The organism is Enterobacter sp. SGAir0187 (assembly GCF_002952735.2).
GTDB classification, from domain to species: domain Bacteria; phylum Pseudomonadota; class Gammaproteobacteria; order Enterobacterales; family Enterobacteriaceae; genus Enterobacter; species Enterobacter quasiroggenkampii.
Genome location: NZ_CP025034.2, coordinates 2,745,215 through 2,768,694, shown reverse-complemented (window position 1 = coordinate 2,768,694; position 23,480 = coordinate 2,745,215). Strand labels below are relative to the sequence as shown.

16 protein-coding genes, 4 tRNA genes, 3 rRNA genes and 1 riboswitch are annotated in these 23,480 nt (G+C 55.1%); of the genes, 4 read left to right on the top strand and 19 right to left on the bottom strand.

All coding sequences use genetic code 11. The annotated features are described in order from the left end of the window. Positions 1-2,025 carry a DNA helicase Rep gene (gene rep, locus CWR52_RS13280; protein WP_021242832.1) on the bottom strand — a complete coding sequence of 675 codons (2,025 nt, stop codon included), beginning with the start codon at positions 2,023-2,025 and terminating at the stop codon, positions 1-3. An 85-nt stretch (positions 2,026-2,110) separates the two neighbouring features. Between rep and ppiC the strand changes: the two genes are divergently transcribed. Then, on the top strand, positions 2,111-2,392 hold the full coding sequence (gene ppiC, locus CWR52_RS13275; RefSeq protein WP_008501570.1) for a peptidylprolyl isomerase PpiC: 282 nt from the start codon (positions 2,111-2,113) through the stop codon (positions 2,390-2,392). 86 nt (positions 2,393-2,478) lie between these two features. Here ppiC and ilvC read toward each other — a convergent pair whose 3' ends face one another. Beyond that, the gene (gene ilvC / locus CWR52_RS13270; RefSeq protein WP_008501571.1) at positions 2,479-3,954 is read right to left on the bottom strand and encodes a ketol-acid reductoisomerase; all 1,476 of its coding nucleotides are present in this window, start codon (positions 3,952-3,954) and stop codon (positions 2,479-2,481) included. Between the two features lie 152 nt (positions 3,955-4,106). On the opposite strand from ilvC, the gene ilvY reads away from it, so the two are divergent. Beyond that, the gene (gene ilvY / locus CWR52_RS13265; RefSeq protein WP_104949882.1) at positions 4,107-4,997 is read left to right on the top strand and encodes an HTH-type transcriptional activator IlvY; all 891 of its coding nucleotides are present in this window, start codon (positions 4,107-4,109) and stop codon (positions 4,995-4,997) included. A 45-nt stretch (positions 4,998-5,042) separates the two neighbouring features. Here ilvY and ilvA read toward each other — a convergent pair whose 3' ends face one another. The 7 genes from ilvA to ilvL form a co-directional block, all read right to left on the bottom strand. Then, positions 5,043-6,587, bottom strand: a complete 1,545-nt coding sequence (gene ilvA / locus CWR52_RS13260) for a threonine ammonia-lyase, biosynthetic (RefSeq protein ID WP_045909247.1) — start codon at positions 6,585-6,587, stop codon at positions 5,043-5,045. Positions 6,588-6,589: 2 nt separating this feature from the next. Next, positions 6,590-8,440: a dihydroxy-acid dehydratase gene (ilvD, locus tag CWR52_RS13255; protein ID WP_104949881.1), complete on the bottom strand. Its 1,851-nt coding sequence runs from the start codon at positions 8,438-8,440 to the stop codon at positions 6,590-6,592. Positions 8,441-8,500: 60 nt separating this feature from the next. Next, positions 8,501-9,430 carry a branched-chain-amino-acid transaminase gene (ilvE, locus tag CWR52_RS13250; protein ID WP_023309654.1) on the bottom strand — a complete coding sequence of 310 codons (930 nt, stop codon included), beginning with the start codon at positions 9,428-9,430 and terminating at the stop codon, positions 8,501-8,503. Positions 9,431-9,448: 18 nt separating this feature from the next. Then, complete coding sequence (gene ilvM / locus CWR52_RS13245; protein ID WP_006179206.1) at positions 9,449-9,712, bottom strand: acetolactate synthase 2 small subunit; 264 nt, start codon at positions 9,710-9,712, stop codon at positions 9,449-9,451. Continuing rightward, positions 9,709-11,355, bottom strand: a complete 1,647-nt coding sequence (gene ilvG, locus CWR52_RS13240; RefSeq protein WP_104949880.1) for an acetolactate synthase 2 catalytic subunit — start codon at positions 11,353-11,355, stop codon at positions 9,709-9,711. The genes ilvM and ilvG overlap by 4 nt, the downstream gene beginning before the upstream one ends. 2 nt (positions 11,356-11,357) lie before the next feature. After that, a complete protein-coding gene (gene ilvX / locus CWR52_RS23310) occupies positions 11,358-11,408 on the bottom strand; it encodes a peptide IlvX (protein ID WP_166792073.1) in 51 nt (16 codons plus the stop codon). An 86-nt stretch (positions 11,409-11,494) separates the two neighbouring features. After that, the gene (ilvL, locus tag CWR52_RS13235) at positions 11,495-11,593 is read right to left on the bottom strand and encodes an ilv operon leader peptide (RefSeq protein WP_001311244.1); all 99 of its coding nucleotides are present in this window, start codon (positions 11,591-11,593) and stop codon (positions 11,495-11,497) included. Positions 11,594-11,934: 341 nt separating this feature from the next. On the opposite strand from ilvL, the gene CWR52_RS13230 reads away from it, so the two are divergent. Next, complete coding sequence (locus CWR52_RS13230; RefSeq protein WP_104949879.1) at positions 11,935-13,455, top strand: YifB family Mg chelatase-like AAA ATPase; 1,521 nt, start codon at positions 11,935-11,937, stop codon at positions 13,453-13,455. A 31-nt stretch (positions 13,456-13,486) separates the two neighbouring features. Here CWR52_RS13230 and CWR52_RS13225 read toward each other — a convergent pair whose 3' ends face one another. After that, positions 13,487-13,825, bottom strand: a complete 339-nt coding sequence (locus tag CWR52_RS13225) for a DUF413 domain-containing protein (RefSeq protein ID WP_008501577.1) — start codon at positions 13,823-13,825, stop codon at positions 13,487-13,489. Between the two features lie 118 nt (positions 13,826-13,943). Here CWR52_RS13225 and hdfR point away from each other — a divergent pair, with 118 nt between their 5' ends. Then, entirely contained in the window at positions 13,944-14,765 is an 822-nt protein-coding gene (gene hdfR / locus CWR52_RS13220) for an HTH-type transcriptional regulator HdfR (protein WP_024907953.1), read from the top strand. Positions 14,766-14,862: 97 nt separating this feature from the next. Here the strand turns inward: hdfR and CWR52_RS13215 are convergent. The 9 genes from CWR52_RS13215 to btuB form a co-directional block, all read right to left on the bottom strand. Continuing rightward, positions 14,863-14,938, bottom strand: a tRNA-Trp gene (locus CWR52_RS13215). A 53-nt stretch (positions 14,939-14,991) separates the two neighbouring features. Then, positions 14,992-15,068 (bottom strand) — tRNA-Asp (locus tag CWR52_RS13210). 56 nt (positions 15,069-15,124) lie between these two features. After that, positions 15,125-15,240, bottom strand: a 5S ribosomal RNA gene (gene rrf, locus CWR52_RS13205). Positions 15,241-15,313: 73 nt separating this feature from the next. Beyond that, positions 15,314-18,218 (bottom strand): 23S ribosomal RNA (locus CWR52_RS13200). Between the two features lie 171 nt (positions 18,219-18,389). Continuing rightward, a tRNA-Ala gene (locus CWR52_RS13195) sits at positions 18,390-18,465 on the bottom strand. 43 nt (positions 18,466-18,508) lie between these two features. Continuing rightward, positions 18,509-18,585 (bottom strand) — tRNA-Ile (locus tag CWR52_RS13190). A 70-nt stretch (positions 18,586-18,655) separates the two neighbouring features. Beyond that, positions 18,656-20,197 (bottom strand): 16S ribosomal RNA (locus CWR52_RS13185). The 16S, 23S and 5S rRNA genes sit together here with 4 tRNA genes alongside, the layout of an rRNA operon. Positions 20,198-20,578: 381 nt before the next feature. Further along, on the bottom strand, positions 20,579-21,430 hold the full coding sequence (murI, locus tag CWR52_RS13180; protein WP_104949878.1) for a glutamate racemase: 852 nt from the start codon (positions 21,428-21,430) through the stop codon (positions 20,579-20,581). Then, a complete protein-coding gene (gene btuB, locus CWR52_RS13175) occupies positions 21,375-23,222 on the bottom strand; it encodes a TonB-dependent vitamin B12 receptor BtuB (RefSeq protein WP_104949877.1) in 1,848 nt (615 codons plus the stop codon). Before btuB ends, murI begins: the two co-directional genes overlap by 56 nt. 66 nt (positions 23,223-23,288) lie before the next feature. Beyond that, a riboswitch (cobalamin riboswitch) is annotated at positions 23,289-23,464 on the bottom strand. Positions 23,465-23,480: the final 16 nt, after the last annotated feature.

Below are 23,480 nucleotides of genomic sequence, written 5' to 3'. Positions count from 1 at the left end.
TTATCCTTTCTCTTTGGCTTTTGCCAGCATGGCGCGAATGTTCGCGACGTTAGCCTGCCCCTTGTGCATCCGCTCTTCCGCAGTAATTACTTTGCGTTCCTGCTCCCAGATCAGGTCATCCTGCGGCAGTTCCAGCAGGAAACGGCTCGGCTCCGGGCGGACAAGTTCGCCATACTGACGGCGCTCTTTACACAGTGTGAACGTCAGCTCTTTCTGCGCGCGGGTGATCCCCACGTAGGCCAGGCGGCGCTCCTCGTCGACGTTGTCTTCATCAATGCTGCTCTGATGCGGTAACAACCCCTCTTCCATACCGACCAGATAGACATACGGGAACTCCAGCCCTTTTGACGCATGCAGCGTCATCAGCTGAACCTGATCGGCCTCTTCTTCGCTCTCGCCGCGCTCCATCATGTCGCGCAGGGTAAAGCGGGTGACCACCTGCGTTAACGTCATCGGCTCATCTATCTCAGAGCCTTCCAGCATTTCGGTCATCCAGCTAAAAAGCTGGTTAACGTTTTTCATACGCATTTCTGCCGCTTTCGGGCTGGCAGAGGTTTCGTACAGCCAGGATTCGTAGTCAATGCCGTGGATCAGATCGCGTACCGCCGCCACCGGCTCGCGCTCCGCGAGACGCTGCACTTCGCCGAGCCAGTGGGTGAATCGCGTTAACGAATCATAGCCGCGACCGGTTAACGTCTGGCTTAGCCCCATGTCGAAGCTGGCGGTAAACAGGCTTTTGTTACGCGTCATCGCCCACTCGCCGAGTTTTTGCAGCGTCGCCGGGCCAATCTCGCGTTTTGGCGTATTCACAATGCGCAGAAACGCGCTGTCGTCATCCGGGTTAGTGAGTACGCGCAGATAGGCCAGCAGGTCTTTGATCTCTGGCCGTGAGAAGAACGAGGTTCCGCCCGAGATTTTGTACGGAATGCGGTTCTGCATCAGCATCTTTTCAAAGACGCGCGACTGGTGATTCCCGCGATAGAGGATCGCGTAATCCTTATATTCGGTTTTATTGACGAAGTGATGGGCGATCAGTTCACCGGTGACGCGCTCCGCTTCATGCTCTTCGTTATTGGCGCTGAGCACTTTCAGCTCCGTCCCGTAGCCCAGCTCGGAGAAGAGACGCTTCTCAAACACGTGCGGGTTATTGGCAATCAGGATGTTTGCGGCCTTCAGGATACGCCCGGAGGAGCGGTAGTTCTGCTCCAGCTTAATCACCTGCAGCGCCGGAAAATCTTTGCTCAGCAGCACCAGGTTTTGCGGACGCGCGCCGCGCCAGGAGTAAATTGACTGGTCATCATCGCCGACCACGGTGAAACGCGCGCGCTGCCCCACCAGCAGCTTCACCAGCTCGTACTGGCTGGTGTTGGTGTCCTGATACTCATCCACCAGCAGGTAACGGATTTTGTTCTGCCAGCGCTCGCGAACCTCTTCATTACGCTGCAGCAGCAGCGTCGGCAGCAGGATCAGGTCGTCGAAGTCCAGCACGTTGCACGCTTTCATGTGCGCATCGTACAGACCATAGCAGTGGGCAAAGATGCGATCCCGTTCGCCTTTGGCGATCGCCGCGGCCTGGGCCGGGGTCATCAGATCATTTTTCCAGTTTGAGATCGTCGAGATCAGCTGCTGCAACAGCACCTTGTCATCTTCGATCAATCCCTCGGTGAGCTCTTTGAGCAACGCCACCTGGTCGGTGTCATCAAAGAGGGAGAAGTTGGACTTCATGCCCAGCGCCGCATACTCGCGCTTGATGATATCCAGCCCCAGCGTGTGGAAGGTGGAGATCATCAGGCCCCGGGCCTCTTTGCGCCCCAGCGTCTGACCAACACGCTCTTTCATTTCACGCGCCGCTTTATTGGTAAACGTCACCGCCGCAATGTGCCGGGCCTGATAGCCACAGCTGCGGATCAGGTGCGCAATTTTGTTGGTGATCACGCGGGTTTTACCGGATCCAGCCCCCGCCAGCACCAGACACGGTCCGGTGACAAATTCGACGGCTTGTTGTTGTCCGGGGTTTAAACGCATAAATGATCACTCAATGAAAGTCAGGAGGGGAGAATAACAGCGTGGTAGTATAGCGAGCCTAATCCATACCACTCAAGGCACGATCATGGCAAAAACAGCAGCAGCACTGCATATTCTTGTTAAAGAAGAGAAACTGGCTCTGGATCTTCTGGAGCAGATTAAAAACGGCGCCGACTTCGGCAAACTGGCGAAGAAGCACTCCATCTGTCCGTCAGGCAAACGCGGCGGCGATCTGGGTGAATTCCGCCAGGGTCAGATGGTACCGGCGTTCGATAAAGTGGTCTTCTCCTGCCCGGTGCTGGAGCCAACTGGCCCGCTGCACACGCAGTTCGGCTACCACGTGATTAAAGTGCTGTATCGCAAATAAAAAAGCCGGGTGGCGGCTACGCCTTACCCGGCCTACATCTTACGGTTTTGTAGGTCGGGTAAGCGAAGCGCCACCCGACAAAGTTATTAACCCGCTACCGCGATACGCTTCATGTCGGTCATGTAGCCACGCAGTTTGTGGCCCACTTTCTCGATCTGGTGGCTGCGAATCGCTTCGTTCACATCGCGCAGCTGTGCGTTGTCCACGGCACCTTCTGCAATCGCTTTACCCAGATCGCCCGGCTGCAGCGTGGTCATAAACTCTTTCAGCAGCGGTACGCAGGCGTAAGAGAACAGGTAGTTACCGTATTCTGCGGTATCAGAGATCACCACGTTCATTTCGTACAGACGCTTACGAGCGATGGTGTTCGCAATCAGCGGCAGCTCGTGCAGTGATTCGTAGTACGCAGACTCTTCGATGATACCGGAATCCACCATGGTTTCGAACGCCAGCTCAACGCCCGCTTTCACCATCGCGATCATCAGGACGCCTTTATCGAAGTACTCCTGCTCGCCGATTTTACCTTCATACTGTGGCGCGGTTTCGAACGCGGTTTTACCGGTCTCTTCACGCCAGGTCAGCAGTTTCTTATCGTCGTTGGCCCAGTCCGCCATCATGCCGGAAGAGAATTCGCCGGAGATGATGTCGTCCATATGTTTCTGGAACAGCGGCGCCATAATGGTTTTCAGCTGTTCAGACAGCGCGTAAGCACGCAGTTTTGCCGGGTTGGACAGACGGTCCATCATCAGCGTAATACCGCCCTGCTTCAGCGCTTCGGTGATGGTTTCCCAGCCGAACTGAATCAGTTTTTCCGCGTATGCCGGGTCGGTACCCTCTTCCACCAGCTTATCGAAGCACAGCAGAGAACCGGCCTGCAGCATGCCGCACAGAATGGTCTGCTCACCCATCAGGTCGGATTTCACTTCGGCAACGAAGGAAGATTCCAGCACGCCCGCACGGTGGCCGCCGGTCGCCGCTGCCCATGCTTTGGCAATCGCCATACCTTCGCCTTTCGGATCGTTTTCCGGGTGAACTGCGATAAGCGTCGGCACGCCGAAACCACGCTTGTACTCTTCACGTACTTCGGTACCCGGGCACTTCGGTGCCACCATCACCACGGTGATGTCTTTACGGATCTGCTCGCCCACTTCAACGATGTTAAAGCCGTGGGAGTAACCCAGCGCGGCACCGTCTTTCATCAGCGGCTGTACGGAACGCACTACGTCAGAGTGCTGCTTGTCCGGCGTCAGGTTAACCACCAGATCCGCCTGCGGGATCAGCTCTTCGTAGGTACCCACTTTGAAGCCGTTTTCGGTCGCTTTACGCCATGAAGCGCGCTTCTCGGCAATCGCTTCTTTGCGCAGGGCGTAGGAGATATCCAGACCGGAGTCACGCATGTTCAGGCCCTGGTTCAGACCCTGTGCGCCACAGCCGACGATGACCACTTTTTTACCCTGAAGGTAGCTTGCGCCATCGGCAAATTCATCGCGCGCCATGAAGCGGCATTTGCCCAGCTGCGCCAGCTGCTGGCGCAAATTCAGTGTATTAAAGTAGTTAGCCATGGGTGATACCTCGTGATGTTGTGTGTCTTATTGTTCGGTTCGCGTTTCAGCGAGAATGTACCCACATTACAACAGGAAATTTATTGCGGAAATTGATATATTCACAACGTCACATTGCAATTTTTGCAATGTAAAAAGAGGGAGTGGAATCGGTGGATTTACGCGATCTAAAAATGTTCCTGCACCTGGCGGAAAGCCGTCACTTTGGCCGCAGCGCCCGGGCGATGCACGTCAGCCCGTCCACGCTTTCGCGCCAGATCCAGCGCCTTGAGGAAGACCTCGGCCAGCCGCTTTTCGTGCGCGATAACCGCACCGTCACCCTCACGGAAGCGGGCGAAGAGCTACGCATTTTTGCCCAGCAGACGCTGTTGCAGTACCAGCAGCTGCGGCACTCTATCGATCAGCAGGGGCCGTCACTCTCCGGTGAACTGCATATTTTTTGCTCCGTGACCGCCGCCTACAGCCATCTGCCGCCCATCCTTGACCGCTTCCGCGCAGCGCATCCGTCAGTTGAAATTAAGCTCACTACCGGCGACGCCGCCGACGCAATGGAAAAAGTGGTGACCGGCGAAGCGGATCTCGCCATTGCCGGGAAGCCGGAAACCCTGCCGGGCGCGGTAGCGTTCTCGATGCTGGAGAATCTGGCGGTGGTGCTGATTGCCCCGGCGCTGCCCTGCCCGGTGCGTAATCAGGTGTCGGTGGAAAAACCGGACTGGTCGACGGTGCCGTTTATCATGGCCGATCAGGGGCCGGTGCGCCGTCGTATTGAGCTGTGGTTCCGCCGCCAGAAGATCAGCAACCCGTCGATTTACGCTACCGTCAGCGGCCATGAGGCGATGGTGTCGATGGTGGCGCTCGGCTGCGGCGTGGCGCTGCTGCCGGAAGTGGTGCTGGAAAACAGCCCGGAACCGGTGCGCAATCGCGTGATGATTCTGGAACGCAGCGATGAGAAAACGCCGTTTGAGCTTGGCGTATGCGCACAAAAAAAGCGGCTGTATGAGCCGCTTATTGATGCGTTCTGGACGATATTGCCGAACCACTGAAGCCGGGTGGTGCGACGCTTACCCGGCCTACGCACAGCTCTACCACTAGCCTGCCAGGAAGAACCGGAACGCCGGGTTATGGGTTTCGTCGTGACACTCATAGCCCAGTTCGTTCAGCCGCGTTTCGAAATCGGGCTCGTGCTCGCCCAACTCGAACGCCGCCAGCACGCGGCCGTAGTCGGTGCCGTGGCTGCGGTAGTGGAAAAGAGAGATATTCCAGTGCGTGCCCAGCGTGTGCAGGAACTTGAGCAGCGCGCCCGGCGATTCCGGGAACTCAAAGCTGAACAGGCGTTCCTTGAGCGGCTTCGACGGACGGCCACCGACCATGTAACGCACGTGCAGCTTCGCCATCTCATCGTCAGAGAGATCGACCACACTATAGCCGCCTTCATGCAGCAGGTTGAGGATCTCTTTGCGCTCCTCCACGCCACGGCTCAGACGCACGCCGACAAAAATGCAGGCATCTTTGGCATCGGCAAAACGGTAGTTAAATTCCGTCACCGAACGACCGCCCAGCAGCTGACAGAACTTCAGGAAGCTGCCCTTCTCTTCCGGAATAGTCACCGCCAGCAGCGCTTCACGCTGTTCGCCCAGCTCGCAGCGCTCGGACACGTAGCGAAGACCGTGGAAGTTCACGTTGGCACCGGAAAGCACGTGCGCCAGACGCTCGCCGCGAATGTTGTGCTGGGCGATGTATTTTTTCATGCCCGCCAGCGCCAGCGCGCCGGACGGTTCCGCCACCGCACGCACGTCCTCGAACAGATCTTTCATCGCCGCGCAGATGGCATCGCTGTCCACCGTGACGATATCGTCGAGATATTCCCGGCACAGGCGGAACGTTTCGTCGCCAATACGCTTCACCGCCACGCCCTCGGCAAACAGCCCGACGCGCGGCAGGTCGACCGGATGCCCGGCCTCCAGCGCCGCTTTCAGGCAGGCGGAGTCTTCCGCTTCCACGGCAATGACTTTGATCTGCGGCATTAGCTGTTTGATCAGCACCGCCACGCCTGCGGCTAAACCGCCGCCGCCCACCGGGACAAAAACGCGGTCGAGATGGGCATCCTGCTGCAGCAGTTCAAGCGCCAGCGTCCCCTGCCCGGCAATCACCATCGGGTGGTCGAACGGCGGCACCCAGGTGAACCCCTGCTGCTGCGCCAGCTCAATCGCTTTGGCTTTGGCTTCGTCAAAGTTGGCCCCGTGGAGTAAGACTTCGCCGCCGAAACCGCGCACCGCGTCGACCTTGATGTCTGCGGTAGCAACCGGCATCACGATCAGCGCTTTCAGACCCAGGCGAGCAGACGAGAACGCTACGCCTTGCGCATGGTTACCTGCCGAGGCGGTAATCACGCCGCGCGCTTTTTGCTCGTCGGTCAGCCCGGCCATCATCGCGTAGGCGCCGCGCAGCTTGAAGCTGTGCACCGGCTGACGATCTTCGCGCTTCACCAGAATGACGTTGTCGAGGCGAGAAGAGAGTTTTTCCATTTTCTGCAGGGGAGTGACCTGCACGGCTTCATAGACCGGCGCGCGCAGCACCGCTCTCAGGTATTCCGCCCCCTCAGGGGCGGCGGATAAGGGTTGCGACTCGGCCATCGTTAGCCCCCAAGTTTCGATTTATCGCGCACCGCGCCTTTATCTGCACTGGTGGCAAGGCTCGCGTAGGCGCGCAGGGCGAAGGAGACGTCACGCTGACGGTCTTTCGGCGTCCAGGCTTTGTCGCCGCGGGCCTCCTGGGCTTCACGACGAGCCGCGATCTCCTGGTCGCTCAGCTTGAGCTGAATGCCGCGATTCGGAATGTCGATTTCGATCAGGTCGCCGTCTTCGATGATGGCAATGTTGCCGCCGCTTGCCGCTTCCGGTGAAACGTGGCCGATGGAGAGACCAGAGGTGCCGCCGGAGAAACGCCCGTCGGTGATCAGCGCGCAGGCTTTACCGAGGCCCATCGATTTCAGGAAGGTGGTTGGGTAGAGCATCTCCTGCATACCCGGGCCGCCTTTTGGCCCTTCATAACGGATGACCACCACGTCGCCTTCCACCACTTTACCGCCGAGGATGGCGTCTACCGCTTCATCCTGGCTTTCGTACACTTTCGCCGGACCGGTGAATTTCAGGATGCTGTCGTCCACGCCAGCGGTCTTCACGATGCAGCCATTTTCTGCAAAGTTACCGTACAGCACGGCCAGACCGCCGTCTTTGCTGTAGGCGTGTTCCAGCGAGCGGATGCAGCCTTCGGCGCGGTCATCGTCCAGGGTGTCCCAGCGGCAATCCTGCGAGAATGCCTGGGTGGTACGAATACCGGCAGGACCGGCGCGGAACATTTTTTTCACCGCGTCGTCTTTGGTCAGCATCACGTCGTACTGATCCAGCGATTCCGGCAGCGTCAGACCGAGCACGTTTTTCACGTCACGGTTCAGCAGCCCGGCGCGATCCAGCTCCCCGAGAATACCGATGACGCCACCGGCACGGTGCACGTCTTCCATGTGGTACTTCTGCGTACTCGGCGCGACCTTACACAGCTGCGGCACTTTACGGGACAGCTTGTCGATGTCGCTCATGGTGAAGTCGATTTCGGCTTCCTGCGCGGCGGCCAGCAGGTGCAGAACGGTGTTGGTGGAACCTCCCATGGCGATATCCAGGGTCATGGCGTTCTCGAATGCCGCTTTACTGGCGATGCTGCGCGGCAGCGCGCTGGCGTCGTCCTGTTCGTAGTAGCGCTTAGTCAGCTCAACGATACGTTTACCGGCATTGAGGAACAGCTGCTTACGGTCGGCATGGGTCGCCAGCAGCGAGCCGTTGCCCGGCTGAGAAAGACCCAGCGCTTCGGTCAGGCAGTTCATGGAGTTCGCCGTGAACATACCGGAACAGGAGCCGCAGGTCGGACACGCGGAGCGTTCCACCTGATCGCTCTGCTCGTCAGAAACCTTCGGATCCGCACCCTGAATCATCGCATCGACCAGGTCGAGCTTGATGATTTTGTCGGAGAGCTTGGTTTTCCCCGCTTCCATTGGGCCACCGGAGACGAAGATCACCGGAATATTCAGGCGCAGGGAGGCCATCAGCATCCCCGGGGTGATTTTGTCGCAGTTGGAGATACAGACCATTGCATCGGCGCAGTGGGCGTTAACCATGTACTCCACCGAGTCGGCGATCAGCTCGCGCGACGGGAGTGAATAGAGCATGCCCCCGTGGCCCATCGCGATACCGTCATCCACCGCAATGGTGTTGAACTCTTTCGCCACACCGCCGGAGGCCTCGATTTGCTCGGCAACCAGCTTACCCAGATCGCGCAGGTGCACATGGCCCGGGACGAACTGGGTGAAGGAGTTCACCACGGCGATAATTGGCTTGCCGAAATCGGCGTCGGTCATTCCGGTGGCGCGCCATAGTGCGCGGGCACCCGCCATGTTACGGCCGTGGGTGGTGGTGGCTGAACGATACTTAGGCATGCTTTATTTACTCCCGTCTGACTATGTAATGGGACGGTGCGTGCCGTCCCAAATTTATATTTAGTGATTAACCTGATCCAACCAGCCGTATTTATCTTCTGTTTCGCCGGTGAAGAGGCCAAAGAACGCTTGCTGAATGCGTTTGGTGACCGGGCCACAGCGGCCTTCGCCCACCTGGATACCGTCTACGCTACGTACCGGCGTGATTTCAGCCGCAGTACCGGACATAAATACTTCATCGGCCAGATAGAGGGATTCGCGGGACAGCACCTGCTCGCGCACTTCGATACCCAGGTCTTTCGCCAGCTTAATGATGGCGTCACGGGTGATGCCCGGCAGCGCGGACGAGGTGAATGGCGGCGTAAACAGAATGCCGTCTTTCACTTCAAACAGGTTTTCACCTGCGCCTTCGGAGATGTAGCCATTTACATCGAGCGCGATACCTTCCTGGTAGCCGTGACGGCGCGCTTCGCTGCCGACCAGCAGGGAAGAAAGGTAGTTACCGCCTGCTTTCGCGGCGGTCGGGATGGTGTTTGGCGCAACGCGATTCCAGGAAGAAACCATTGCGTCGATCCCCTGCTCCAGGGCTTCTGCGCCCAGGTAGGCACCCCACGGGAACGCGGCAATGATCACATCCGTGGTATAGCCCGCTGGCGGGTTCACGCCCATACCGACGTCGCCCACGAAGACCAGCGGACGAATATAGGCGCTGGTCAGGTTGTTCTTACGGATCACGTCGCGACAGGCTTCCATCAGCTCATCCACGCTCTGAGATACCGGGAAACGATAAATTTTGGCTGAGTCATGCAGACGCTGCATGTGTTCGCGATGGCGGAACACCACTGGCCCTTTGTGAGAATCGTAGCAGCGGATGCCTTCAAACACGGAGGTACCGTAATGCAGCGCGTGGGACATCACGTGGACCTTCGCGTCCTCCCAGCGAACCATCTCACCGTTGAACCAAATGTAATCAGCTTTTTTTGTCGTCATTTTTTCGTCCTGTCACGCTTAAGCGCGGATTTGTTGTGATGTGGTTGTGCTCTGGCAGATGGCAACATGGGCAACGTCTACCAGCTTTGATAACTGACTAAACAGTAAGTCGACCGACCGCGGGCTGGCAACGGTTAATTCGATACTGATGTTTTGGGCGTCAGTGGCCGTCTCCATATTCATAGAGCAAATCTGAAAACCACGATGACGCACCACGCGCAAAACGCGTTCTAAGGTTTCCGGGTTGAAGCGAGCCTGTACGGCGACCTGATGCTGCATCATGATAATTTCTCCATCATTTGTGAGTTACTGGCACCAGGCGGTACCAGCGGCCAGACGTTCTCGAGTTCATCGATTGAGACATGAAGCAGGTAAGGCCCCTCGCTGTTCAGCATGGTGTCGAGCGCCGCTTCAACCTGATCTTTACGGGTGATGTGCTGACCAGGGATGCCAAAGGCGCTGGCCAGCGTGAGGAAATCGGGGTTATCGGTGAGCGTCGTTTCGCTGTAACGCTCCTGGAAGAACAGCTGTTGCCACTGGCGAACCATCCCTAAACGCTGGTTGTCGAGCAAGACGATTTTCAGCGGCAACTGCTTACGCTTAACGGTGCCGAGCTCCTGAACGTTCATCATGAAGGAGCCGTCACCGGAGATACAGATAACAGTATCGTTCGGGCGGGCAACCTGCGCACCAACGGCGGCTGGCAGGCCGAAGCCCATCGTCCCTAACCCGCTGGACGTGATGAAGTTTTCCGGACGAGTGTAGGTCATGTGCTGGGCTGACCACATCTGATGCTGGCCGACATCGGTCGTCACCACGCTGTTTGTCGGTTTACGGTCGGACAACTGCTTCAACAGCAGCGGCGCGTAGATGGCCTCGCCCGGGTGATCGTAACGCCAGGCGTGTTCAGCGCACATATCGGCGGTGTGCTGACGCCATGCATTGATATCCAGCGGCTGCTGCAATGCCGGTAACAGCGCGTTGAGATCGCCCTGCAGGGCAACGTGCGCCTGACGCAGCTTGTTCATCTCCGCCGGGTCGATATCCATATGGATCACTTTGGCGCTCGGCGCAAAGGTATTCAGCTTGCCGGTAACGCGGTCGTCAAAACGGGCACCTACGGCGATGAGCAGATCGCACTCCTGCACCGCCAGGTTTGCCGCTTTGGTGCCGTGCATCCCCAGCATGCCCAGATAGTACGGATAGTCTGCATCTACCGCACCCAACCCTTTCAGCGTGCAGGTGGCAGGTATTTGCGTTACCGCGATAAATTCACGCAGGGCGGGAACGGCCTGCGCCATCCCGACGCCACCGCCGATGTACAGCATCGGCTGTTTCGCCTGCGCCATCATCTGACGGGCCTCTTCAACTTCCGCATGCGGAAACGCGTCGTCGCTTTCAACGGTGGAGAAGTGGGGTTCCAGATCGCCAGGTGCCACCTGGATATCTTTCGGGATATCGACCAGAACCGGACCAGGACGGCCTGAGCTGGCCACTTCGAACGCTTCTGCCATTACGCGCGGCAGCTCTTCCAGAGACTGAACGAGGAAACTGTGTTTGGTGCAGGCCAGCGATAAACCCAGTACATCGACTTCCTGAAAAGCGTCGGTACCGATGAACGGAGACGCCACCTGCCCGGTGATGGCAACAACGGGAACAGAGTCCAGCAGCGCGTCAGCCAGGCCGGTGATGAGGTTAGTTGCGCCCGGGCCTGACGTCGCCATACACACGCCGGTTTTGCCGGTCGCGCGGGCGTAGCCAATGGCCGCCATCACTGCGCCCTGCTCGTGTCGGCACAAGAGATGTTCCACGCCGCCGTCATACAGTGCATCGTAAATCGGCATAATTGCGCCACCTGGATAACCGAATACTGTCTCGACTCCCTGCGCGCGCAACGCATGTACTACCCACTGTGCCCCATTCATAGTTAGTTCCCCGTCATAAATCGGGAGAAACAGAATTTTGTGCTAGTCGTCATTCTCTGCTCCTCATTTACGTTTTTTAGTCATAAAAAAACCCCCGGACCTTTCGGTGCGGGGGTCTTAGTTCGTTAAGGCTTGATTTCTAAGCCTTTCCTCGTCCAAGTGCAGCCCCGCACGGTGGGATAATAATCACCACCACGCTAATCACGACCAGGCTAATCACTCGTAGAAGGGCTGTCATTTTCAGTTCTTTTTGCATCTTGTTCGAAGGAATACCTAAAGAGTTATCACAGTTTTTAAATCAAACACAAGATTTATTTATGACGGATTTGATTAGGCAGCGAATCATATTTCTTAAAATCTTTGTTTTATATAAAGAAATTAGAAAATGAATATTTTTCATTTTTTTACTGCAGTTCTTAACGTCAAAACGGGGCTTTTTACATTCTGCGAGGAAGCTTCCACGGTTATGCAATTGTTTCAGCGTGCGCTTAAAATCTCTGAACAGGCGGCGTAAATCAGCAAAATGACGCTAAACAGACAAAAAAGGCGCTGGCATAGTCACACCAGGAGGTAGTGCAAATGTCACTGTCAGTTGTTTATACGCGTGCGGCTCTCGGGGTAAAGGCACCGCTTGTTTCCGTTGAGGTTCATTTGAGTAATGGGCTACCCGGACTCACGCTTGTCGGTTTACCTGAAACGACGGTTAAAGAGGCCAGGGATCGCGTTCGCAGCGCAATAATAAATAGCGGTTATACCTTCCCTGCGAAGAAGATCACCATCAACCTTGCTCCCGCCGACCTGCCTAAAGAAGGGGGCCGATACGATTTACCTATCGCAATTGCCCTTCTCGCGGCTTCTGAGCAGCTTAATACGACAAGGCTAGGCTCGTATGAGTTCGTGGGTGAACTCGCGCTCACAGGCGCGCTGAGAGGCGTTCCCGGCGCGATATCGGGAGCGCTGGAGGCCATACGATCAGGCCGGCAAATCATTGTGGCGAATGAAAACGCATCAGAAGTGAGTCTTATCGCGGAAAAAGGATGCCTCATCGCGGGGCATTTACAGGAAGTTTGTGCCTGGCTGGAAGGACGACATGAATTGTCCGAACCGGAGGAGTGTGACGAGGTTATAGCCGACGTCCCGGAGGATCTCAGCGAGATTATGGGACAGGAGCAAGGGAAGCGGGGACTGGAGATTACGGCCGCAGGTGGACACAATCTTCTGTTGATTGGCCCGCCAGGTACGGGGAAAACGATGCTGGCGAGCAGGCTGAGTGGGTTACTTCCACCTCTCAATAACCATGAAGCGCTGGAAAGCGCTGCCATATATAGCCTCATCAGTTCTGCATCGTTGCAAAAACAGTGGCGCCGTCGTCCTTTTCGTTCCCCACATCATAGCGCTTCACTGACGGCAATGGTCGGCGGCGGGTCTATCCCCGGGCCGGGTGAGATCTCACTGGCGCACAATGGCATTTTGTTTCTCGATGAGCTGCCCGAGTTTGAGCGCCGCGTGCTGGATGCGCTGAGAGAACCTATTGAATCTGGCGAAATACATATCTCGCGCACGCGGGCCAAAATAAGCTATCCCGCGCAGTTTCAACTGGTCGCTGCGATGAATCCCAGCCCGACGGGACACTACCAGGGCAATCATAACCGCTGTACGCCAGAGCAGACGCTGCGCTATCTGGGAAAGTTATCCGGTCCGTTCCTCGACCGTTTCGATTTATCTCTCGAAATCCCGCTTCCTCCTCCGGGCCTGCTCAGGCAGACGGGCATCACGGGTGAAAGCTCTGCGAAGGTACGCGAGCGGGTGATCGCCGCCCAGGCACGACAGTACACTCGCCAGAACAGGCTAAATGCGCGGCTGGATAATGCCGGGATCCGGCAGTTTTGTGCCCTTAACAGTGAGGATGCGGTATGGCTGGAGGAGACGTTGACGCGCTTTGGGCTATCTATACGTGCGTGGCAGCGTTTGCTAAAAGTGGCCAGAACCATTGCTGACGTGGAGGGATGTACTGACATTGAGAGGAAACACTTGCAGGAGGCGCTGAGCTATCGCGCTATCGATCGTTTGCTGCTGCATCTGCAGAAGTTGCTGGCATAAAAAAAAGGGGCCGTAGCCCCTTCTTATCATCTTAGTCATCAGACTCGGTGTAGTCTTCAGCACCTTCCATCTGCGGCTTACCGCCAGACAGCGTATGGAAGCGCTTTGGACGCTTAATGCGTGCCATATACTTGATCCACACACGTTCCGCTTCAGACTGCGGCTCACGCTCACCACGGCAAACAGAAACAAACTGTTTTTCGTCTTCGGTTGCAGGTTCACGCTTACCCAGATCCAGCTCGTTAAAGGCATAACCATGGCGCTCAAGCAGTTGAGCTTCTTTGATGGTGAAATCGCCGTGACGAGAGAACCCGCGCGGATAATGTTTATTGTCGAAAAAACGATTAGTCGTCGTAAAGCTTTCCGCCATCCTACACGCTCCTAATTCTTTGGCCGAGCTATTTATGGCGCGGAGTATTAGTTACGCTTGACAGAGTGTAAAACAAAACATTTAAATCATAACGACAAATAATTTTGCGGAGAAAGATGTGGATACGGAATTGCTTAAAACTTTCCTTGAAGTGAGCAGAACACGCCACTTTGGGCGAGCAGCGGAAGCCCTTTACCTGACGCAGTCAGCGGTCAGTTTTCGTATTCGACAGCTGGAAAATCAACTGGGTGTGAATCTTTTTACCCGCCATCGCAACAATATTCGCCTCACGCCCGCCGGTGAAAAACTGCTGCCGTACGCAGAAACGCTGATGAATACCTGGCAAGCGGCACGCAAAGAGGTTGCACATACTTCGAGGCATAATGAGTTCTCGATAGGGGCCAGCGCTTCCCTGTGGGAATGTATGCTAAGTCAGTGGCTTACCCGGCTTTATCACTCTCATAGCCACCTGCAATTTGAAGCCAGGATTGCGCAACGGCAGTCGCTGGTTAAGCAACTTCATGAGCGTCAGCTTGATCTTCTGATCACAACCGAAGCCCCCAAGATGGACGAATTTAGCAGCCAGATCGTCGGTCAGTTTGGCCTGGCACTGTATGCCTCTGAACCGTCGATGATGAAGGCAGACCTGACCTATTTGCGTCTCGAATGGGGGCCAGATTTTCAGCAGCATGAGACGGGGTTGATTGCACCTGATGATGTTCCACAGTTAACGACCAGTTCTGCGGAGATCGCCTGTCAGCAACTGCCCTTGCTGAGAGGTTGTACCTGGTTACCTGTTCGCTGGGCAGACACTAAAGCGGGGCTGCATACGGTGTTGGATTCCACCACGCTTACCAGGCCGCTGTATGCGATTTGGCTGCAAAACAGTGATAAGCAGTCACAGATAAAAGATCTTTTAAAAATCAATGTAATGGATTGATACATCAGCCAGCAGGAATGCTGGCTGAATAGTAAGAAGAGGCATTTTACAGGATTACAGGCAAAAAAAATCCTTTGCCGAAGCAAAGGATTATATATGGCAGGGGCGGAGAGACTCGAACTCGCGACACCCGGTTTTGGAGACCGGTGCTCTACCAACTGAGCTACGCCCCTAAAGTTTTTTGCCATTAAGCCTGCCAGTAAGGCAGGCTTAATGTCTTAATAAGTGGCGGAACGGACGGGACTCGAACCCGCGACCCCCTGCGTGACAGGCAGGTATTCTAACCGACTGAACTACCGCTCCACCGAAGACTGCTTGTAACCACCGGATTAATGCACCGGCTTACTACTTAATTTGATGCCTGGCAGTTCCCTACTCTCACATGGGGAGACCCCACACTACCATCGGCGCTACGGCGTTTCACTTCTGAGTTCGGCATGGGGTCAGGTGGGACCACCGCGCTAAAGCCGCCAGGCAAATTCTGTTTAATCTGTATCAAGGCTGAATTTTGATTGTTCGTCTCGTCGCCAAAACATCTTCGGCGTTGTAAGGTTAAGCCTCACGGTTCATTAGTATCGGTTAGCTCAACGCATCGCTGCGCTTACACACCCGACCTATCAACGTCATAGTCTTTAACGTTCCTTCAGGAGACTTAAAGTCTCAGGGAGAACTCATCTCGGGGCAAGTTTCGTGCTTAGATGCTTTCAGCACTTATCTTTTCCGCATTTAGCTACCGGGCAGTGCCATTGGCATGACAACCCGAACACCAGTGATGCGTCCACTCCGGTCCTCTCGTACTAGGAGCAGCCCCCCTCAATTCTCCAGCGCCCACGGCAGATAGGGACCGAACTGTCTCACGACGTTCTAAACCCAGCTCGCGTACCACTTTAAATGGCGAACAGCCATACCCTTGGGACCTACTTCAGCCCCAGGATGTGATGAGCCGACATCGAGGTGCCAAACACCGCCGTCGATATGAACTCTTGGGCGGTATCAGCCTGTTATCCCCGGAGTACCTTTTATCCGTTGAGCGATGGCCCTTCCATTCAGAACCACCGGATCACTATGACCTGCTTTCGCACCTGCTCGAGCCGTCACTCTCGCAGTCAAGCTAGCTTATGCCATTGCACTAACCTCCTGATGTCCGACCAGGATTAGCTAACCTTCGTGCTCCTCCGTTACTCTTTGGGAGGAGACCGCCCCAGTCAAACTACCCACCAGACACTGTCCGCAACCCGGATCACGGGTCTACGTTAGAACACCAGCCATTAAAGGGTGGTATTTCAAGGACGGCTCCACGCAGACTGGCGTCCACGCTTCAAAGCCTCCCACCTATCCTACACATCAAGGACCAGTGTTCAGTGTCAAGCTATAGTAAAGGTTCACGGGGTCTTTCCGTCTTGCCGCGGGTACACTGCATCTTCACAGCGAGTTCAATTTCACTGAGTCTCGGGTGGAGACAGCCTGGCCATCATTACGCCATTCGTGCAGGTCGGAACTTACCCGACAAGGAATTTCGCTACCTTAGGACCGTTATAGTTACGGCCGCCGTTTACCGGGGCTTCGATCAAGAGCTTCGCGTTGCCGCTAACCCCATCAATTAACCTTCCGGCACCGGGCAGGCGTCACACCGTATACGTCCACTTTCGTGTTTGCACAGTGCTGTGTTTTTAATAAACAGTTGCAGCCAGCTGGTATCTTCGACTGATTTCAGCTCCACCCGCAGGGGCTTCACCTACATATCAGCGTGCCTTCTCCCGAAGTTACGGCACCATTTTGCCTAGTTCCTTCACCCGAGTTCTCTCAAGCGCCTTGGTATTCTCTACCTGACCACCTGTGTCGGTTTGGGGTACGATTTAATGTTACCTGATGCTTAGAGGCTTTTCCTGGAAGCAGGGCATTTGTTACTTCAGCACCGTAGTGCCTCGTCATCACACCTCAGCGTTAAAAGGTACCGGATTTACCTGGAACCTCCGCCTACATGCTTAAACCGGGACAACCGTCGCCCGGCTAACATAGCCTTCTCCGTCCCCCCTTCGCAGTAACACCAAGTACAGGAATATTAACCTGTTTCCCATCGACTACGCCTTTCGGCCTCGCCTTAGGGGTCGACTCACCCTGCCCCGATTAACGTTGGACAGGAACCCTTGGTCTTCCGGCGAGCGGGCTTTTCACCCGCTTTATCGTTACTTATGTCAGCATTCGCACTTCTGATACCTCCAGCATGCCTCACAGCACACCTTCAACGGCTTACAGAACGCTCCCCTACCCAACAACGCATAAGCGTCGCTGCCGCAGCTTCGGTGCATGGTTTAGCCCCGTTACATCTTCCGCGCAGGCCGACTCGACCAGTGAGCTATTACGCTTTCTTTAAATGATGGCTGCTTCTAAGCCAACATCCTGGCTGTCTGTGCCTTCCCACATCGTTTCCCACTTAACCATGACTTTGGGACCTTAGCTGGCGGTCTGGGTTGTTTCCCTCTTCACGACGGACGTTAGCACCCGCCGTGTGTCTCCCGTGATAACATTCTTCGGTATTCGTAGTTTGCATCGGGTTGGTAAGCCGGGATGGCCCCCTAGCCGAAACAGTGCTCTACCCCCGAAGATGAGTTCACGAGGCGCTACCTAAATAGCTTTCGGGGAGAACCAGCTATCTCCCGGTTTGATTGGCCTTTCACCCCCAGCCACAAGTCATCCGCTAATTTTTCAACATTAGTCGGTTCGGTCCTCCAGTTAGTGTTACCCAACCTTCAACCTGCCCATGGCTAGATCACCGGGTTTCGGGTCTATACCCTGCAACTTAACGCCCAGTTAAGACTCGGTTTCCCTTCGGCTCCCCTATACGGTTAACCTTGCTACAGAATATAAGTCGCTGACCCATTATACAAAAGGTACGCAGTCACACCACGAAGGTGCTCCCACTGCTTGTACGTACACGGTTTCAGGTTCTTTTTCACTCCCCTCGCCGGGGTTCTTTTCGCCTTTCCCTCACGGTACTGGTTCACTATCGGTCAGTCAGGAGTATTTAGCCTTGGAGGATGGTCCCCCCATATTCAGACAGGATACCACGTGTCCCGCCCTACTCTTCGAGTTCACAACCTGTGTGTTTTCGTGTACGGGACTGTCACCCTGTACCGTGCGACTTTCCAGACGCTTCCACTAACACACAAGCTGATTCAGACTCTGGGCTGCTCCCCGTTCGCTCGCCGCTACTGGGGGAATCTCGGTTGATTTCTTTTCCTCGGGGTACTTAGATGTTTCAGTTCCCCCGGTTCGCCTCGTTAACCTATGTATTCAGTTAACGATAGTGTGACGAATCACACTGGGTTTCCCCATTCGGACATCGCCGGGTCAAAGGTTCATATCACCTCGCCGGCGCTTTTCGCAGATTAGCACGTCCTTCATCGCCTCTGACTGCCAGGGCATCCACCGTGTACGCTTAGTCGCTTAACCTCACAACCCGAAGATGTTTCACTTCATGATTGCGAAAATTTGAGAGACTCGAACACACCATTAAGATGTGTCGTTTCAATTTTCAGCTTGATCCAGATTTTTAAAGAGCAAAACTTCGCAGTGCACCTTTTCAGGTTCACTCTGAAGTTTTCTTGGGTTCGCAGTAAAAGATGGTGGAGCTATGCGGGATCGAACCGCAGACCTCCTGCGTGCAAAGCAGGCGCTCTCCCAGCTGAGCTATAGCCCCATCGTTTTGCAATCTCTGTACCGCTCATCCTTTAAAAGGAGTTTGGTAGGCCTGAGTGGACTTGAACCACCGACCTCACCCTTATCAGGGGTGCGCTCTAACCACCTGAGCTACAAGCCTGCAGAGATTTTTACTGCTGTTTTTTCATCAGACAATCTGTGTGAGCACTGCAAAGGCAGGTTCTTTAAGGTAAGGAGGTGATCCAACCGCAGGTTCCCCTACGGTTACCTTGTTACGACTTCACCCCAGTCATGAATCACAAAGTGGTAAGCGCCCTCCCGAAGGTTAAGCTACCTACTTCTTTTGCAACCCACTCCCATGGTGTGACGGGCGGTGTGTACAAGGCCCGGGAACGTATTCACCGTAGCATTCTGATCTACGATTACTAGCGATTCCGACTTCATGGAGTCGAGTTGCAGACTCCAATCCGGACTACGACGCACTTTATGAGGTCCGCTTGCTCTCGCGAGGTCGCTTCTCTTTGTATGCGCCATTGTAGCACGTGTGTAGCCCTACTCGTAAGGGCCATGATGACTTGACGTCATCCCCACCTTCCTCCAGTTTATCACTGGCAGTCTCCTTTGAGTTCCCGGCCGGACCGCTGGCAACAAAGGATAAGGGTTGCGCTCGTTGCGGGACTTAACCCAACATTTCACAACACGAGCTGACGACAGCCATGCAGCACCTGTCTCAGAGTTCCCGAAGGCACCAATCCATCTCTGGAAAGTTCTCTGGATGTCAAGAGTAGGTAAGGTTCTTCGCGTTGCATCGAATTAAACCACATGCTCCACCGCTTGTGCGGGCCCCCGTCAATTCATTTGAGTTTTAACCTTGCGGCCGTACTCCCCAGGCGGTCGACTTAACGCGTTAGCTCCGGAAGCCACGCCTCAAGGGCACAACCTCCAAGTCGACATCGTTTACGGCGTGGACTACCAGGGTATCTAATCCTGTTTGCTCCCCACGCTTTCGCACCTGAGCGTCAGTCTTTGTCCAGGGGGCCGCCTTCGCCACCGGTATTCCTCCAGATCTCTACGCATTTCACCGCTACACCTGGAATTCTACCCCCCTCTACAAGACTCTAGCCTGCCAGTTTCGAATGCAGTTCCCAGGTTGAGCCCGGGGATTTCACATCCGACTTGACAGACCGCCTGCGTGCGCTTTACGCCCAGTAATTCCGATTAACGCTTGCACCCTCCGTATTACCGCGGCTGCTGGCACGGAGTTAGCCGGTGCTTCTTCTGCGGGTAACGTCAATTGCTGAGGTTATTAACCTCAACACCTTCCTCCCCGCTGAAAGTACTTTACAACCCGAAGGCCTTCTTCATACACGCGGCATGGCTGCATCAGGCTTGCGCCCATTGTGCAATATTCCCCACTGCTGCCTCCCGTAGGAGTCTGGACCGTGTCTCAGTTCCAGTGTGGCTGGTCATCCTCTCAGACCAGCTAGGGATCGTCGCCTAGGTGAGCCGTTACCCCACCTACTAGCTAATCCCATCTGGGCACATCTGATGGCAAGAGGCCCGAAGGTCCCCCTCTTTGGTCTTGCGACGTTATGCGGTATTAGCTACCGTTTCCAGTAGTTATCCCCCTCCATCAGGCAGTTTCCCAGACATTACTCACCCGTCCGCCGCTCGCCGGCAAAGTAGCAAGCTACTTTCCGCTGCCGCTCGACTTGCATGTGTTAGGCCTGCCGCCAGCGTTCAATCTGAGCCATGATCAAACTCTTCAATTTAAGTTTGATGCTCGTGAATTAAACTTCGTAATGAATTACGCATGTTCACTCAGAGACTTGGTATTCATTTATTGTCCGAAGACATTAAGAATCCATGTCACTTTGAGTGCCCACACAGATTGTCTGATAAATTGTTAAAGAGCAGTGCAACGCGGCTTTCGCTCACCGTTGCGAGGTCCCGTATATTACGTTTTCCTCATTCAGAGTCAAGTGATTATTTTCGCTTTTCTCTGTTGGCGTTCATCTCTGAACCCCGCTAACCCGGCGGCCTGTAAGCCGTTGTTCCGTGTCAGTGGAGGCGCATTATAGGGAGTTCTCAGACGTTGACAACCCCTCTTTAAAAAAAAACTTTCAACCGTCTCTTTTTTGCTCAAAACCGTGCTATAGCGCCAGTTTTTCGAGCGTTTCAAAGCCATAACGGCGTAAAACGGGTAAAAGTTGCTCAGTCTCTTTCGTGATAGCCATGCAAAATGCGATATTTGCATCGGTAGATTTCGCATCCGGCGCTTCGTGCTCCAGCAGCCAGGCCGTACGACGGGCGATCGCCGCACCAGAATCCACCAGCCGCGTCCCCTCCGGAAGCACTTCTAATAGCTCTTCATGCAAGAGAGGGAAGTGGGTGCAGCCCAGCACAACCGTATCCGGTGGTTCGGGCATCCGCAGCCACGGACGAAGAATACGACGCAGCTCTTCGAGCGATACCGTCTCGCCGTGCAGTTTCGCTTCCGCCATCTCCACCAGCTCTGCGGAGCCAAGCATTGCAATCTGGCATTCATTAGCGAAACGGTCGATCAGCTCTCGGGTATAAGGACGCTTTACCGTGCCTCGCGTAGCCAGCAAGCCCACAATGCCGTTCGCTGTCAGACGCGCGGCAGGCTTTATTGCAGGGACGACGCCCACAACCGGGAACTGGAATTTTTCGCGCAGGGCGGGAAGAGAAACGGTGCTCGCCGTGTTACAGGCGATGACGGCCAGCGCAAGGGGATAGCGCTTTTGTACCGCAGTGACGATTTCCACCACGCGCTCGACAATAAAATCTTCGCTCTTTTCCCCGTACGGGAAAGCGACGTTATCGAAGGCGTAGATGTAATGGAGATCCGGCAGGAGATGCCGAATCTCATCATAGACCGAAAGCCCACCGACGCCGGAATCAAACACCAGCACGGTGGGACGCGGATTAGAAGGTGTAGCTGCCAGACAAGGTGTATTCCCGTCCTGCAGTTTGGTAGCCATAAACTGTCTCGTAATCTTTATCGAACAGGTTGGCTATTTTACCACGAACTGTAAGGTGTGAGGTGACAGGATACGAAACTGCGACATCCCACAGGCTTACACCGCCCATTTTTACTTTCTCAGACGGGTAAGTACCAAAGTCAGTGTCGTAACGCGTACCGAGATAGTGATAAGTCAGGCTCCAGTCGAAATCATAGATCTGCGTGTCGAGCTGATATTTCACCTGTTGCTTAGCACGACGGTCCAGAAGTTCGTTGGTTTCGGCATTGCGGGCATCCACGTAGTCGTAGCCTACAGTATGCGTCAACGGCCCCGTGTCAAACGATGCTGTCGCTTCCACACCTTTAATGCGTGCTTTACCGACGTTGTAATATTGCTGGAGGTTATTATTGAAGTCGATGAGATTATCAACGTCATTACGGTAGCCGGATACGCGCCAGCTCACGCCTGCCGTCAGGCCTTCAAACGCACCTTCCCACTGTTTGCTCTCTTCTGGATCAAGATGGTCATTGCCATAGAAACCATAGAGTTGTCCCAGATTCGGTGCTTTATAGGCCGTACCATAAGAAGCAACGAAACGGTAACCCTGCACGAACTCCCAGGCCGCACTGCTTTGCCAGGTGCCATGACGACCGAACTGAGAGTTGTCATCGCTGCGAACCGCTCCTTCCAGGGTGAAGTCACCAAACTGCTGCAGCCCGGTCATGTAAACACCGGTGTTACGCAGGTCGTAGCCGTTGGTCACGTAGTTTGTACCCGGCTCGGTGCTCTGCTTCTGCCAGTCAACGCCCGCGCCAATGTTCCCATGGCCAACATCAACGGAGTTGAGCCACTGGACATTGTACTGCTTGATTTCATCCAGCGTGGCTGTCGAATCGTAGCGGCCTAAATTCGGGTCGTAGTTATAGTCCTTGCTGTGGCTATAGCTGGTGAGCAGTTGTGAATGGAAGATGTCATCGTTGAAGCGCAATCCTGCATCCCAGGTCTGACTATAGAGCTGGCGGGTATCGACCAGTACGTCAGGGGTAAAGGAGCTGTAGTAACCGTCGTAGGCCGTACGGTTGCTGTAGCCAAAGCCGCGAACAAAACCGCTCCACTGATCTGAGAATGCGTGATCCAGTGCGCCGTAGAGCGTTTTATTCATAAAGCCGTCGCGATCGGTCTGGGCAAGGCCACCATTGTTGCCGTCCGCAACCACATCAAATCCTTTGGTATAGGTATAATCACCCGCAAGCGTGACGCGCGTGCTGTCGCCCAGTGTTTGCTGAGTACTGCCACCATAATTCTGGTAGCCGTGCGAGCCTACGCCAGCATTCAGCGTGGTACCGTCCTTCGCACGAGTAGTAATAATGTTTACGACGCCACCGATCGCGTCTGAGCCGTATACCGCCGAACGCGGTCCACGAACATATTCGATTCGCTGTACCAGGGAGATTGGGAACTGGCTGAGATCGGACGACCCCGTGACGCCCGCCTGGTTAAGGCGGATCCCATCAACAAGGATCAGGACGTGGCTGGAGTTGGTGCCACGGATAAAGAGAGAAGAGAGTTGCCCCATCCCACCACTTTGCGCCGTATCCACGCCGGGCAGGCGGCGCATAACATCCAGGAGCGAGGTTGACTGCCAACGGTCAATATCGGCACGCGTAACAACCGTGTTTGCAGCCAGAATAGTTTTTTCAGGTTGTTCAAAACGATTTGCCGTCACCACCAACGAGTCTGCGCTATCCTGCGCCCAGCCCGAAAATGCCGTGACGGACAACGCCGTCAACAGCGATACTTTTTTAATCATTGTTAAAGCATCCACAATATAAGAAGGATGCCGCAGGCCTCATCGATAGCACGCGATGATGAAACCAAATGCGACGTGATCCCGGCAGGTCTTCGGGCTAGGTGGCTATATAAGGATGAAGACTTCCCATTTTCACAGTGTCTACAACGCTCATCCCGCCAGTCTTTACCGCTGCGCGTCAGCTCCAGATTTACACTGGATTCCCTTTTCACTCTCAGGAGACCGGAAACAGAATGCTACAATTAGACACGTATGGAT

Bases quoted from the DNA above. Each gene is read 5' to 3' on its own strand.
- ilvG (WP_104949880.1), bottom strand. From the start codon at position 11,355: ATGAATGGGGCACAGTGGGTAGTACATGCGTTGCGCGCGCAGGGAGTC.
- btuB (WP_104949877.1), bottom strand. From the start codon at position 23,222: ATGATTAAAAAAGTATCGCTGTTGACGGCGTTGTCCGTCACGGCATTT.
- CWR52_RS13230 (WP_104949879.1), top strand. From the start codon at position 11,935: ATGTCACTGTCAGTTGTTTATACGCGTGCGGCTCTCGGGGTAAAGGCA.
- rep (WP_021242832.1), bottom strand. From the start codon at position 2,025: ATGCGTTTAAACCCCGGACAACAACAAGCCGTCGAATTTGTCACCGGA.
- murI (WP_104949878.1), bottom strand. From the start codon at position 21,430: ATGGCTACCAAACTGCAGGACGGGAATACACCTTGTCTGGCAGCTACA.
- ilvA (WP_045909247.1), bottom strand. From the start codon at position 6,587: ATGGCCGAGTCGCAACCCTTATCCGCCGCCCCTGAGGGGGCGGAATAC.
- ilvL (WP_001311244.1), bottom strand. From the start codon at position 11,593: ATGACAGCCCTTCTACGAGTGATTAGCCTGGTCGTGATTAGCGTGGTG.
- ilvM (WP_006179206.1), bottom strand. From the start codon at position 9,712: ATGATGCAGCATCAGGTCGCCGTACAGGCTCGCTTCAACCCGGAAACC.
- ilvD (WP_104949881.1), bottom strand. From the start codon at position 8,440: ATGCCTAAGTATCGTTCAGCCACCACCACCCACGGCCGTAACATGGCG.
- ilvE (WP_023309654.1), bottom strand. From the start codon at position 9,430: ATGACGACAAAAAAAGCTGATTACATTTGGTTCAACGGTGAGATGGTT.
- ppiC (WP_008501570.1), top strand. From the start codon at position 2,111: ATGGCAAAAACAGCAGCAGCACTGCATATTCTTGTTAAAGAAGAGAAA.
- ilvC (WP_008501571.1), bottom strand. From the start codon at position 3,954: ATGGCTAACTACTTTAATACACTGAATTTGCGCCAGCAGCTGGCGCAG.
- CWR52_RS13225 (WP_008501577.1), bottom strand. From the start codon at position 13,825: ATGGCGGAAAGCTTTACGACGACTAATCGTTTTTTCGACAATAAACAT.